The following is a 13,175-nucleotide window of genomic DNA, read 5'->3' on the forward strand; positions in this document are numbered from 1 at the left end:
TGGCTCTTGCTCCGCACCCGTCGGCGCCGGCCTGGCGGCCGCCCAGACCGGCGGACGGGGCGACGTCACTCAGGGGCGCCGAGCGGCGGGTGCTCGAGCACGCGGGGCTTGTACTCGACCAGCTGGATGCGCCCGTCGAAGGTGCGGTGCTCGATCATCTCGAGGGCCACGTCCGGATAGCCGTCGTAGATGCGTTCTTCGCCCGTGTTCCCGGTGATCACCGGGAACATCACGACCCGGAAGCGGTCGACGAGTCCGGCTCGCAGCAGGGACCGGCTCAGGCTGAGGCTGCCGATCGTGCTGAGGAGCCCCGAGCCGCTCGACTTCATGGCGCGGACCGCCTCGACGGCGTCGTCGCGGACGAGCGTGGAGTTGGCCCACGTCAGCGGCTCCTCGAGCGAGGAGGAGAAGACCACCTTGGACGCTTGCGTGAGCTCGTCGACGGACGCCTCTTCCTCGGGCCTGAACTCGTCCTGGCCATTCGGGACCTCGCCGGCGGCGAAGCCCGACATGAGGCGGTAGGTGTTCGCTCCCATCAGGTAGGTGGCCTCGGGCTGCTCGCCGAGCCACGCGAGGTACTCCGGGCCCTCAAGGCCCCAGAACCCGGGCCACCCCTCTCCCGATGCGTGGCCGTCGAGGGAGGTGATGAAGTCGACGAGAAGCTCCGACATGGCGGTGTCCTTTCCTGGGGTGTCACGAGCTTGGACCGGCCGGGAGCCACAAACTCATCGACCGCGCCGTGGGGCAACGAGAAACCCACGACCGCCGCAGCCGAACAGATCGGCGGGACGCCGCCGGCGGCCGACCCGGGCCAACCGCCGTCACGCTCGGCCGGACCGAGCACAACACTCGGGGGCCAACTGAAACGCTCAGTCACAGCGCTGGCCCGATGGCGGGGCCGTGCGCCCCGCGGAGGTCTCGTGCTCGATTTCCGTTCGACTGCTGTGCAGCTGCGATCAGACCTCGCCGTCGCCCCGCACCAGCCCGCCGCGCACACGTCGTCGAGGCGACCCCGCGGGTGACCCTCCCGGCGAAGAACGTCGCCGCGCGGGGTCGGTCGTGCCGGATCGCGTCCGCCGCCCACCTCGCCGACGGGGTGCCGACGACCTTGTGGGACGCCCTGACGGCGTTCGCGGGCGAGGACGTGGTGGTGCCGCTCGGGCCGGCGAGAGCCCGCCGCTGCGGACCTGCGGCTCGAAGCCGTGCCGAGGGGGGCTCACGGGCGTGGGTCCCGGGTCGGGCCGGCTCTCCGCGCACACGGTCGGCCTGGCGGACCCGAGCTCGTACTCCAGCTGCTCCACGTCCTGCGGCCTGAGCCGCCGGCCGAACACGCTCGCCCTCCCCCGGCGCTGCGCCTGGTGGGCTTGCGCATTCAGGCCACGGCCAGGCCAGCTCGTTCCGTGGGCCTCCGTCCCGGACTGCTTGGGGGTCGTCCAAGACATGACTGCGAGCTCCGCGAAGCCGCGGCCGTCGCTCAGGATGCCCCGGGGGCCGCCCGGGAATCCGGTCACCCCCCGATCCCCGCGGGCGGGACTTCGGCGATCCGATCGGGGGCCATGGGTGAGGGCACACTCCCGAGCGCCTTCCGGATCTGGCGAGAGCGGCCTCGGCGAGCATCCGGCGCCTGATGAAACGTTTCGACGCCTTCGAGGCGGCTGAGGCCGGGTACCGCCCCGGCCTTGTGGGTAACTCTCGGGCTCCCCCCTTCCTCTCGCGGGGAAATCGGGCCGATCAGGCCCCATCACGTGAATGGCACGACTCAGTCACACGCCCGGAACACGAGCCGCTGATCACCCAACGCCTTGACGGCCACCCGGCCGCGAGCTAGCTTCCTCCACGGAATGAATCGATTCACATGGTCGGTTCCGCACTCCTCGGCCCCTCTTCCGGGCCCTCTTCCAGTCATCCCGAGGTGACCATGCCTGACATCGCCGCCGTGAAGGCCGCACTCGCCGGCCAGCGGATCGAGACACCCTCCTGGGGCTACGGGAACTCCGGCACCCGATTCAAGGTGTTCGCGCAGGCGGGAGTGCCCCGCACCCCGTTCGAGAAGCTCGACGACGCCGCCCAGGTCCACGCCTTCACCGGCGTCGCCCCCAAGGTCTCGCTGCACATCCCGTGGGACCGGGTCGACGGCCCCGACGGATACGCGGACCTGGCGGCGTACGCGAAGGAGCGCGGCCTGGAGCTGGGCGCGATCAACTCCAACACCTTCCAGGACGACGACTACAAGCTGGGCAGCGTCTGCCACCCGGACGCGAAGGTCCGCCGCAAGGCCGTCGACCACCTCCTGGAGTGCGTCGACATCATGGACGCCACCGGCTCCACCGACCTGAAGCTGTGGTTCGCCGACGGTACGAACTACCCCGGCCAGGACGACGCCGTGGGGCGTCAGGACCGGCTGGCCGAGGCGCTGGCCGAGGTGTACGCGCGGCTCGGCGACGAGCAGCGTCTGCTCCTCGAGTACAAGTTCTTCGAGCCCGCCTTCTACACCACCGACGTGCCGGACTGGGGAACCTCGTACGCGCACTGCCTCAAGCTGGGCCCGAAGGCGCAGGTGGTCGTGGACACCGGGCACCACGCTCCCGGCACGAACATCGAGTTCATCGTCGCGTTCCTCCTGCGGGAGGGAAAGCTCGGCGGCTTCGACTTCAACTCGCGCTTCTACGCCGACGACGACCTGATGGTCGGCTCGGCCGACCCCTTCCAGCTCTTCCGGATCATGCACGAGGTCGCCAAGAACGGCGGCCTGGACGCGGCCACGGACGTGGCATTCATGCTCGACCAGTGCCACAACGTCGAGGCGAAGATCCCGGCCGTGATCCGCTCGGTGATGAACGTCCAGGAGGCCACCGCCAAGGCCCTCCTCGTGGACCTCGAAGCGCTGCGCGACGCCCAGCGGTCCGGCGACGTGCTCGCCGCCAACGCGGTCCTGATGGACGCCTACAACACCGACGTCCGACCCCTGCTGCGTGAACTCCGCCAGGAACAGGGCCTGGCCCCCGACCCGGTCGCCGCCTACCGGGACTCCGGCCGGCAGGAGCGGATCGCCGCCGCGCGGGTCGGGGGCGAGCAGGCCGGCTGGGGCGCGTAGGCCCCCCGACCCCCTCACGTCCGTATCTCCCGATCCCCGCACGCCTGCCCTCCCCGTTCCCGAAGGAAGAAGCTCATGGCCTCCGCCACCCACCCCGAAGTCGCCGCCCTCCTCGGGCGCGCGCACCGCCTCGGCTCCGACCCGCGCAACACCAACTACGCCGGCGGCAACGCCTCCGCGAAGGGCTCCGTCACCGACCCGGTCACCGGCGGCGACATCGAGCTCATGTGGGTCAAGGGCTCGGGCGGCGATCTGGGCACCCTGACCGAGGAGGGCCTCGCGGTCCTGCGCCTGGACAGGCTGCGCGCGCTGACCGAGGTGTACCCGGGGGTGGAGCGCGAGGACGAGATGGTCGCCGCGTTCGACTACTGCCTGCACGGCAAGGGCGGCGCGGCTCCGTCGATCGACACGGCCATGCACGGTCTGGTGGACGCCGCGCACGTGGACCACCTGCACCCGGACTCCGGGATCGCACTGGCCTGCGCGGCGGACGGCGAGGCGCTGACCAAGGAATGCTACGGCGAGAAGGTCGCCTGGGTGCCGTGGCGGCGCCCCGGTTTCCAGCTGGGCCTGGACATCGCGGCGATCAAGGAGGCTCACCCGCGGGCCGTCGGCGTCGTCCTCGGCGGCCACGGCATCACCGCCTGGGGAGCGAGCGCCGAGGAGTGCGAGACCCACGCCCTGTGGATGATCCGCACGGCCGAGACGTTCCTCGCCGACCGTGGCAGGGAGCTGCCGTTCGGCGCGCCGATGGACGGCTACGCGCCGCTCGACGAGGAGCGGCGCCGGGAGCGCGCCGCGGCGCTCGCGCCCGTGATCCGTTCCCTGGCCTCCCAGGACCGGCCGCAGGTCGGCCACTTCACCGACACGGACATCGTCCTGGACTTCCTGGCCCACGACGAGCACCCGCGGCTCGCGGCCCTGGGCACCTCCTGCCCGGACCACTTCCTGCGCACCAAGGTCCGTCCGCTCGTCCTGGACCTGCCCGCCTCCGCGCCGCTGGAGGAGGCGGTCGCCCGGCTGAAGGAGCTGCACACCGCGTACCGCGAGGAGTACGCGGCCTACTACGCGCGGCACGCCACCGCCGGCTCCCCCGCGATGCGCGGCGCCGACCCGGCGATCGTGCTGATCCCGGGCGTCGGGATGTTCTCCTTCGGCAAGGACAAGCAGACCGCCCGGGTCGCGGGCGAGTTCTACGTCAACGCGATCAACGTGATGCGCGGCGCCGAGGCCGTCTCCTCCTACGCCCCCATCGAGGAGTCGGAGAAGTTCCGCATCGAGTACTGGGACCTCGAGGAGGCCAAGCTGCGGCGCATGCCGAAGCCGAAGCCGCTGGCCACCCGGGTGGCACTCGTGACGGGCGCCGGCTCCGGCATCGGCAAGGCCGTCGCGCACCGGCTGGTCGCCGAGGGGGCCTGTGTCGTGGTCGCCGACCTGAACGCCGAGAACGCGGCGGCCGTGGCCGATGAGCTGGGCGGCCCGGACAAGGCGGTGGCGGTCACGGTCGACGTCACCTCCGAGGAACAGATCGCCGAGGCGTTCAAGGCCGCCGCCCTCGCCTTCGGCGGTGTCGACCTGGTGGTCAACAACGCCGGCATCTCCATCTCCAAGCCGCTCCTGGAGACCACGGCCCGCGACTGGGACCTGCAGCACGACATCATGGCCCGCGGCTCGTTCCTCGTCTCCCGCGAGGCCGCCCGGATCATGATCGAGCAGTGCCTGGGCGGCGACATCGTCTACATCGCTTCCAAGAACGCGGTCTTCGCCGGTCCGAACAACATCGCGTACTCGGCCACCAAGGCCGACCAGGCCCACCAGGTCCGCCTGCTGGCGGCGGAGCTGGGTGAGCACGGCATCCGCGTCAACGGCGTGAACCCGGACGGGGTGGTACGCGGCTCCGGCATCTTCGCCGCCGGCTGGGGCGCCCAGCGGGCGGCCACGTACGGCATCGAGGAGAACAAGCTCGGCGAGTTCTACGCCCAGCGGACCCTGCTCAAGCGCGAGGTCCTCCCGGAGCACGTCGCGAACGCGGTCTTCGCCCTCACCGGCGGCGACCTCACCCACACGACCGGCCTGCACGTCCCCGTCGACGCCGGCGTCGCGGCCGCGTTCCTGCGCTGACCGCCGCCCCCTCATCGCCCCGGGGCCGGTGACTGACGCACCGGCCCCGGGTGCGTCCGCGGACCGGCGGCGCGATGCCGTACGGAACCGGCCCTGACACCGTGCCCGCACGGCGCCGCCGGTCCGCCTCGTCTTCCTCTCTGTTTCTCCCGCTCCCCCTGTTCCTCCTGTTCCCCGATGAGCCGCCCGCACCGCGGAGGTACCCCCGTGACCACCACTCCACCGTCCTCCGCCTTCGCCTCCGCCTTCGCCGCGGTCGATCTCGGCGCCACGAGCGGGCGCGTGATCCTCGGCCGGGTCGGCCCGGACAACCTCGACCTCACCGAGGCGCACCGCTTCCCCAACACCCCCGTGCGGCTGCCCGACGGACTGCGCTGGGACGTCCTGTCCCTCTTCCAGGGCATCCTGGACGGGCTGCGCGAGGCCGCCCGCTCCGGCGGTGTCACCTCCGTCGGCGTGGACACCTGGGCCGTGGACTACGGGCTCCTCGACGCCGACGGCGCCCTGCTCGGCCAGCCGTTCCACTACCGCGACGACCGGACCGACGGCGCCGCCGAGCACGTGTGGGCCGCGGTCGGGCCCGCGGAGCTGTACGGGATCACCGGCCTGCAGCACCTGCCGTTCAACACGGTCTTCCAGCTGGCCTCCACCGCGGGAACCGTCCAGACGGACGTCGCCCACACCCTGCTCCTCATGCCCGACCTGCTGATCCACTGGCTGACCGGATCCGTCGGCGCCGAGGAGACCAACGCCTCCACGACCGGCCTGTTCGACGCCCGCACCGGAACCTGGTCCCAGGAGATCCTGGGCCGGCTGTCCCTGGACCCCGCTCTCCTGCCGCCGCTGCGCGCCCCCGGCGAACCGGCGGGCACGCTGCTCCCCCATGTCGCCGCGTACACGGGGCTCGACGCCCGGACCCCGGTGACCACGGTCGCCTCGCACGACACCGCGTCCGCGGTGGTCGCCGTACCGGCCACGAAGCCGGACTTCGCGTACATCTCGTGCGGCACCTGGTCGCTGGCCGGCCTGGAGCTCGACGCGCCGGTGCTGAGCGAGGAGTCCCGGGCCGCGAACTTCACCAACGAGCGCGGCGTCGACGGCACCATCCGCTATCTGCGCAACATCATGGGCATGTGGCTCCTGGAGGAGTGCCGGCGCACCTGGGACAGGGACGGCCTGCCCACCCGCATCCCCACGCTCCTCGCCGACGCCGCCCAGGCCCGGCCGTTCGCCGCGGTCGTCGACCCGGACGCGCCGGAGTTCCTCGCCCCCGGCGACATGCCGGCCCGCATCAGGGACTTCTGCGCCCGCACCGGCCAGGGCGTGCCCGAGAGCCAGGGCGCCGTGGTCCGCTGCATCCTGGAGAGCCTGGCGCTCGCGCACCGCCGCACCCTGCGTCAGGCCGCCGAGCTCGCCGGGCGCGACATCACCCACGTCCACCTGGTCGGCGGCGGCTCACGCAACGACCTGCTCTGCCAACTCACCGCCGACGCCACCGGACTGCCTGTCGTCGCCGGCCCCACCGAGGCCACCGCCCTGGGTAACATCCTCGTCCAGGCCCGTGCCGCCGGCCTCGTCGGCGACCTCGCCGCCATGCGCCGACTCATCGCCCGCACCCAGCACCTGCGGCACTACACCCCCCGGGGCGGCAGCGCCGTCTGGGACGCGGCCGCCGCCCGAATCGCCCCCGCCCCGAGGACCTCCTGATGCGCGTCGCCCTCTTCGCCACCTGCGTCAACGACGCGGTCTACCCCTCCACGGCCATCGCGACGGTCAAGGTCCTCGAACGCCTCGGCGTGCGGGTCGACTTCCCCGCCGCCCAGACCTGCTGCGGGCAGCCCCAGTACAACACCGGCTACCGCCGGGAGACCGAGCCCCTGGTCCACCGCATGGCCCGCGCCTTCGAAGGCTACGACCACGTGGTCACCCCGTCCGGGTCGTGCGTCGCCATGGTGCGGGACAACTACCCGCGCATCGGGCGGAAGGCGCACGCCGAGGGACGCGGCAGCGCGCTGACGGACGTCGCCGACTCCCTGGGCCCGAGGACGTACGAGCTGACGGAGTTCCTGGTCGACGTCCTGGGAGTGACGGACGTGGGCGCCTACTTCCCGCACCGGGTGACCTACCACCCCTCCTGTCACGGGTTGCGGATGCTGGGCCTGGGCGAGCGGCCGCGCAGGCTGCTGGAGGCCGTGAAGGGTCTGGACCTCGTGGAACTGCCGGGGGCGGAGGAGTGCTGTGGTTTCGGCGGTACGTTCGCGGTGAAGAACGCCGACGTGTCGACCGCGATGGGCGCCGACAAGGTCCGCAACTCCCTGTCCACCGGCGCCGATGTACTGTGCGGCGCCGACAACTCCTGCCTGATGCACATCGATGGCATGCTGCGCCGCCAGGACGCCCCGCAGCGCGCGCTGCACATCGCCGAGATTCTCGCGAGCACCGAAGAGGAGCCCCTGGTATGAGCGGTACGTATCTCGGCATGCCGGCCTTCCCCGAGGCCGCGCACGAGGCCGTACGGAACGACACGCTGCGCGCGAACCTGCGTCACGCCACCCACACCATCCGCGACAAGCGGGCGGTGGCCGTGGCGGAGCTCGACGACTGGGCGGAGCTGCGCGAGGCCGGGAAGCAGATCAAGGACCACACGCTCAGCCGGCTGGACCACTACCTGGTCCAGCTGGAGGAGTCGGTCACGGCCGCGGGCGGGACGGTGCACTGGGCGGCGGACGCCGCGGAGGCGAACCGGATCGTCGCCGATCTGGTGAAGGCGGCGGGCGGCTCCGACACCGGGAAGCGCGAGGTCGTCAAGGTCAAGTCGATGGCCACCCAGGAGATCGGCCTCAACGAGGCCCTGGAGGCCGAGGGCATCGCCGCGTACGAGACCGACCTCGCCGAACTCATCGTGCAGCTCGGTGAGGACCGTCCCTCGCACATCCTCGTCCCCGCCATTCACCGCAACCGGGGCGAGATCCGCGACATCTTCCGCTCCGAGATGGAGAAATGGGGCCGGGCGGCGCCCGAGAACCTCACCGACAGCCCCGCGGAACTGGCCGAAGCGGCACGGCTGCATCTGCGGGAGAAGTTCCTGCGGGCGAAGGTCGGCATCTCGGGGGCGAACTTCATGGTCGCCGAGACCGGCACCATGGTCGTCGTCGAGTCCGAGGGCAACGGCCGCATGTGCCTCACCCTGCCCGAGACCCTGATCTCCGTCGTCGGCATCGAGAAGATCGTCCCCACCTGGCGCGACCTGGAGGTGTTCCTCCAGACCCTGCCGCGGTCCTCGACCGCCGAGCGGATGAACCCGTACACCAGCATGTGGACCGGCACGACGGACGCCGACGGCCCGCAGACCTTCCATCTGGTCCTGATCGACAACGGCCGTACCGACACCCTCGCCGACGAGGTCGGCCGACAGGCGCTGCGCTGCATCCGCTGCTCGGCCTGTCTCAACGTCTGCCCGGTGTACGAGCGGGCCGGCGGGCACGCGTACGGCTCGGTCTACCCCGGGCCGATCGGCGCGATCCTCACGCCTCAGCTGAGGGGCACGGCGAGCGAGATCGACGCGTCCTTGCCGTACGCGTCCTCCCTCTGCGGCGCCTGCTTCGACGTCTGTCCCGTCGCCATCGACATCCCCGAAGTCCTGGTCCACCTCCGCGAGAAGGTCGCGGAGCAGGGCGGCCCGGGGCACCGGCTGGAGAAGGCCGCGATCAAGGCGGCGGGTTGGGTCCTCGACCATCCCGGCGTCCTCGCGGCGGGAGAGCGCGTCGCGGCGAGGACCCGCAGGCTGCACCCGAAGAAGCTGCCGGGACCCGGCGCGAGCCAGTGGACCGGCAGCAGGGACCTGCCCGAGATGCCCGCCGAACCGTTCCGCGACTGGTGGAAGAAGAACCGCACATGACCTCGCCCTCGACGCCCCGCCCGACGTCCTCCTCGGCTTCCCCTTCGGCGCGCTCCTCGGCGCCCTCCTCGCTCTCCTCCCGCGAGCGGATCCTGGGCCGCGTCCGCGCGGCCCTCGCCGACGCGCCCACCGCCCCCGTCCCGGCGCGCGACTACCTCACCTCCCACACCGCCGACGACCCCACCCTGATCCTCGATCTCCTGCACGAGAACCTCGCGGACTACCGCGCGCTCGTGCACCGCGCCGCGGAAGGCGAACTGCCTTCCCTGGTCGCGGACCTGCTGGCGAAGCACGGGGCGGTCTCGGTCGCCGTCCCGCCGGGGCTGCCCGCCTCCTGGCTGTCCGGCACCACGGTGGAGCAGCGTCACGACGAGGGCGCGACCCTCACCCCGTACGACCTCGACGCCACCGACGCCGTCGTCACAGGCTGCGCCCTGGCCGTCGCCGAGACGGGCACGATCGTCCTGGACGGCGGCCCTGGCCAGGGCCGCCGTGCGCTCACCCTCGTTCCCGACGTCCACATCTGCGTCGTACGAGCGGCCGACCAGGTCGTCGCCTCGGTTCCCCAGGCGATGCCCCGCCTCGACCCGGCCCGCCCGCTGACGTGGATCTCGGGCCCGTCCGCCACCAGCGACATCGAACTCGACCGCGTCGAGGGGGTGCACGGCCCCCGCACCCTGCACGTGGTGCTGGTCACCGAGGCGTCGACCCCTGGGACGGGCGGGGGCACCACCGTCGGGGCGTGACGCTCGCGTCTTCGCGGTTCCTGCCTCCGGACGCGGTTCCTGCCTCCGCTCGCTGTTCCTGCCTCTGTTCGCTGTTTCCGCCTCTGCTCGCGATTTCTGCCTGCACTTCTGCCTGGAGACGTGAACGGCCCGCTGCTTGGCTGTTCCTTGCGGGCGGAAGCCCGGGCCCCGCCGGTGCGGTCCGGTCCCGTCCGGCCAGCACGGCGTGGTCCGTGGGGGCCGGGAGCCTCCAGTGATTGTTGAAGGAGCGGGATCCGGCTTCCTCCCCCTGCTCGACGAGACGGAGGCTCAGCGCGCGTGGCACGATCCGGACATCGATCGTGGGACCTTCGTACGTGACCGATCGGCGAGAGCGCCGTAGCGCGGACGTGCCGGTGAAACGGAACGGTTTCCCGTCCACCTCTCCCTCGAACCCCTTCAGGGTCACCTCACCGCGAGGAGTAGTACACCTCGCATAGACCTCGGCGGCGATCGCCGGGGTCCTCCACTCTACGAACGGCATTTCCCGACGCACACGAAAGTCGCCCATCTACGCCCCCCAGCGGCTCACTTCTCGAGTACGGACACGCTACCCGTCAGCCGGCGGCCGGGCGGAGGAAGTCGGCGCCGATGGAGCGGGCCGTCTCCTCGATCTCGTCCTGGTTCTCGTCCTCCGCCGTGAACAGGACCAAGCCCATGCTGCCCTTGTCTCCCCAGATGCACATCGCCCGAGGCGTTCCGGTCCTCGCCTCGGTGTACCGGAGACACCGCATCCAGCTTCCGTACGGGCCCGCCCCGGCCCGCCAGGTGTCGTGGACGACTCCGACCCCTGCCGTGATCGAGGGGATGAGCCCACCGTCCTCGAACAGGTACGACTCCCGCAGGTCGTGGAAGTCTCCGGTCGCCACACCGACCAAGTACTCGGCGGCGGCGTCCGGTGCGGCGTCCTCGGCGACGTACACCCGGGCCGTCGTCTCCGCCGACCTGCGGTCGGGCAGGGCGGCGAACGGGTCGTACTGCGCACGGAGTTCGAACCCCTCCAGGCCCCTGTAGGTGTCGTGCGCGACGATGTCGTAGCGGGGGTACGCGAGGGAAGAGGCGTACGCCGCGGTGCCGAGGCCCAGCAGGAGGGCGACTCCGACCCCGGCGAAGACGTACTCGCGCAGGGTCACACGCGGCACGGGCGGCAGCTCGGGCGGCCCGAACCCGTCGCCCCCGGCATCCGCTTCGCCGTCCCGTGCGGGTTCGTTCACCGCCGCGGCCATCCGCTCGGCAGCCCGCTCGCGGGCGGCAAGGAGCTGCTTGCGGAGGACGAGGAAAGGCAGCTCCGTCAGCAGCCCGACGCCCGCCACCACGCCGTACGGCACCGCCTGCGGGACGGTGAGACGCAGGACCGCGAGCAGGGCGACGACCGCACCGGCCGCGCAGCGGTATTCGGGGCCGCGGCGCAGCAGCAGGCGCAACCACGTCCGGCCGGGCGCGGCCAGGGCTGCCGTGGTCTCGGCGAGCACGGCGAGACGCAGGTTGCGCGGGGCAGCGGCGGCCCAGTGGGCGGCCTGGGCGGCGGCGGCCCCGGGCGTGGGCGCGTCGGCGAAGACCCTGCCCGCGTCGAACGACTGCATCCGGCGCACCGAAGCGGTGTTCTTGGCGTCGGCGGAGACGGAGCTTCCCGCGGCCTCTGCGCGCGACAACTCCACGGAGTACGGCGCGATCTCGCGCAGGCGGGCGAGGAGCGCCACGCTCCGGGCGTTCCGTGCCGGCCGGTCCACCGCGTCGGTTCCGGCGCAGAGCTCCGCGTACCCGGCCAGCAGACCTATGTCGTCGGGGAAGGCGTCGAGGCCCTCGCGGAAGACCCGCTCGGCGGCGTCGTCGTGGTCGTCGTCGTCCTCGGCCATGTGGGCGCGGGCGAGCGCGAGGAGGAGCCCGGCGTCGGGCCCGTCCGTGTCGAGCGCGTTCCGCGCGACGGTCCGCGCCTCGGCCGCCCGGCCGGCCGCGACGAGCGCGTCGACCCGCCCGCGTGCATCGTCACTGGTGTCGTTCAAGAGTCCCCACCCCTGGTGCTGCCGGCCGGACTGACGCGGCCGCGACCGTCACTATCACCCGTACCGGAATCCTGGTCAACCAGTGATCCGTGCCTCTGACCTCACCTTTTGCTGTGCTGCAGAGTGCAACCGGATGCGTGCGCGTGCACGGCGCCCATCCGAGCGGGCGGGCTGCGCCACCGGGATGAAATCACCGGATGGGAGGGGGCTTCACGGACCGGGTGGGAAACGTGACCCAATGGCCTGGATCGCGACGCCGCTGGGCGCCCTCATGGTGCTGCTCATCCTCCGGGACGTGTTCCACACGCTCTGGCACCCCACCCGTCACGGCGGTCTGAGCCGCCTTGTGATGCGGGGCGTGTGGCGTCTCTCCGCCCACCGCGGCGCCCGCCGGCGGCCGGCCGGGCTCGCGGGCCCGCTCGGCATGGTCATGGTGGTCGCCGTCTGGGCACTGACGGTGGCCGTGGGGTGGGGGCTCGTCTACTGGCCCCACATGCCGGAGGACTTCTCGTACGCGGCCGGGCTCGACCCGACCGAGCACTCGAGTCCGGTGGACGCCCTGTACGTCTCCCTGGTCACCCTCGCCACACTCGGCCTCGGCGACATCGCGCCGGCCACGGGCTGGCTGCGTGTCCTCGCACCTCTGGAGGCCCTCGTGGGCTTCGCGCTCCTGTCGGCGACCGTGGCCTGGAACCTCGGGATCTACCCCGCCCTCGCCCGTCGCAGGGCGCTGGCGCTGCGGCTGTCCCACGTACGCCGCAGCCGGGCCGACGCTCGGGCGCTCGACTCCGACGGCGGCGCGGCGATCCTCGACGGACTCGGCTCCGCCCTGGCCACCGCCACCGTCGACTTCCTGCAGTACGCCGAGTCGTACTACTTCCACGACGCGGACGAGGACACGGCGCTCCCCCGGCAGCTCGGCCACGCCCTCCACCTCGCGGATCAGGCCGAGGAAGCCCACCACCCCGACGTCAGGCTCTCCGCGTCGGTCCTGCGCCGGGCGCTCGAAGACCTCGCGACCGTGCTCGACGCACGCTTCCTGCGTGCGGGAGGGGGCCCGGAAGGGGTCTTCGCCGCCTACGCCGAGGACCACGGCCACCCCAGGGGGCCGGACGGCCCTCCCCCTGCCGACGACGGAGACCGGGAGTCCTGAGCGGGAGCGGACTGTCCGGGGCGCGAGAAGGCGGCCCCGGGCGCGAGGAGGCAGCCCCGGGCGCGAGCGGGTGGTTTCAAGTCGGAGGAGGGGGCGGTGCCGGGCCCGAGCGAGGGTTACGGGCCGGAGCCGGGGTCCGCGT

The 13,175-nt window shown here is 72.2% G+C and carries 9 protein-coding genes; 7 read left to right on the forward strand and 2 right to left on the reverse strand.

From position 1 onward, the window contains the following. Positions 1-65: 65 nt before the first annotated feature. Complete coding sequence (locus ACIA8N_RS22340) at positions 66-671, reverse strand: dihydrofolate reductase family protein (RefSeq protein ID WP_365778863.1); 606 nt, start codon at positions 669-671, stop codon at positions 66-68. Positions 672-1,918: 1,247 nt separating this feature from the next. Here ACIA8N_RS22340 and rhaI point away from each other — a divergent pair. The 6 genes from rhaI to ACIA8N_RS22370 all read left to right on the forward strand — a co-directional run bounded on the left by rhaI (position 1,919) and on the right by ACIA8N_RS22370 (position 9,859). After that, positions 1,919-3,094, forward strand: coding sequence for an L-rhamnose isomerase (gene rhaI, locus ACIA8N_RS22345; RefSeq protein WP_365778865.1), 1,176 nt, complete (start codon positions 1,919-1,921; stop codon positions 3,092-3,094). Between the two features lie 75 nt (positions 3,095-3,169). Beyond that, positions 3,170-5,215: a bifunctional aldolase/short-chain dehydrogenase gene (locus tag ACIA8N_RS22350; protein ID WP_365778867.1), complete on the forward strand. Its 2,046-nt coding sequence runs from the start codon at positions 3,170-3,172 to the stop codon at positions 5,213-5,215. A 177-nt stretch (positions 5,216-5,392) separates the two neighbouring features. Next, positions 5,393-6,922, forward strand: a complete 1,530-nt coding sequence (locus ACIA8N_RS22355; protein ID WP_399416758.1) for a rhamnulokinase family protein — start codon at positions 5,393-5,395, stop codon at positions 6,920-6,922. Next, on the forward strand, positions 6,922-7,677 hold the full coding sequence (locus tag ACIA8N_RS22360) for a (Fe-S)-binding protein (protein ID WP_365778871.1): 756 nt from the start codon (positions 6,922-6,924) through the stop codon (positions 7,675-7,677). Before ACIA8N_RS22355 ends, ACIA8N_RS22360 begins: the two co-directional genes overlap by 1 nt. Then, complete coding sequence (locus ACIA8N_RS22365; protein ID WP_365778873.1) at positions 7,674-9,113, forward strand: LutB/LldF family L-lactate oxidation iron-sulfur protein; 1,440 nt, start codon at positions 7,674-7,676, stop codon at positions 9,111-9,113. Before ACIA8N_RS22360 ends, ACIA8N_RS22365 begins: the two co-directional genes overlap by 4 nt. Continuing rightward, positions 9,110-9,859 (forward strand): lactate utilization protein C, encoded by a 750-nt coding sequence (locus ACIA8N_RS22370; RefSeq protein WP_365778875.1) that lies wholly within the window; start codon positions 9,110-9,112, stop codon positions 9,857-9,859. The genes ACIA8N_RS22365 and ACIA8N_RS22370 overlap by 4 nt, the downstream gene beginning before the upstream one ends. Before the next feature lie 575 nt (positions 9,860-10,434). Here ACIA8N_RS22370 and ACIA8N_RS22375 read toward each other — a convergent pair. After that, positions 10,435-11,880 (reverse strand): hypothetical protein, encoded by a 1,446-nt coding sequence (locus ACIA8N_RS22375; protein ID WP_365778877.1) that lies wholly within the window; start codon positions 11,878-11,880, stop codon positions 10,435-10,437. 238 nt (positions 11,881-12,118) lie between these two features. Between ACIA8N_RS22375 and ACIA8N_RS22380 the strand changes: the two genes are divergently transcribed. Continuing rightward, a complete protein-coding gene (locus ACIA8N_RS22380; RefSeq protein WP_365778879.1) occupies positions 12,119-13,033 on the forward strand; it encodes a potassium channel family protein in 915 nt (304 codons plus the stop codon). Positions 13,034-13,175: the final 142 nt, after the last annotated feature.

This window comes from Streptomyces sp. NPDC051822 (assembly GCF_044452745.1).
In the GTDB taxonomy this organism is placed as follows: Bacteria; Actinomycetota; Actinomycetes; order Streptomycetales; family Streptomycetaceae; genus Streptomyces.

Coding starts and splice junctions, on each gene's coding strand:
- ACIA8N_RS22340 (WP_365778863.1), bottom strand. CDS start 671: ATGTCGGAGCTTCTCGTCGACTTCATCACCTCCCTCGACGGCCACGCA.
- rhaI (WP_365778865.1), top strand. CDS start 1,919: ATGCCTGACATCGCCGCCGTGAAGGCCGCACTCGCCGGCCAGCGGATC.
- ACIA8N_RS22350 (WP_365778867.1), top strand. CDS start 3,170: ATGGCCTCCGCCACCCACCCCGAAGTCGCCGCCCTCCTCGGGCGCGCG.
- ACIA8N_RS22355 (WP_399416758.1), top strand. CDS start 5,393: ATGAGCCGCCCGCACCGCGGAGGTACCCCCGTGACCACCACTCCACCG.
- ACIA8N_RS22360 (WP_365778871.1), top strand. CDS start 6,922: ATGCGCGTCGCCCTCTTCGCCACCTGCGTCAACGACGCGGTCTACCCC.
- ACIA8N_RS22365 (WP_365778873.1), top strand. CDS start 7,674: ATGAGCGGTACGTATCTCGGCATGCCGGCCTTCCCCGAGGCCGCGCAC.
- ACIA8N_RS22370 (WP_365778875.1), top strand. CDS start 9,110: ATGACCTCGCCCTCGACGCCCCGCCCGACGTCCTCCTCGGCTTCCCCT.
- ACIA8N_RS22380 (WP_365778879.1), top strand. CDS start 12,119: ATGGCCTGGATCGCGACGCCGCTGGGCGCCCTCATGGTGCTGCTCATC.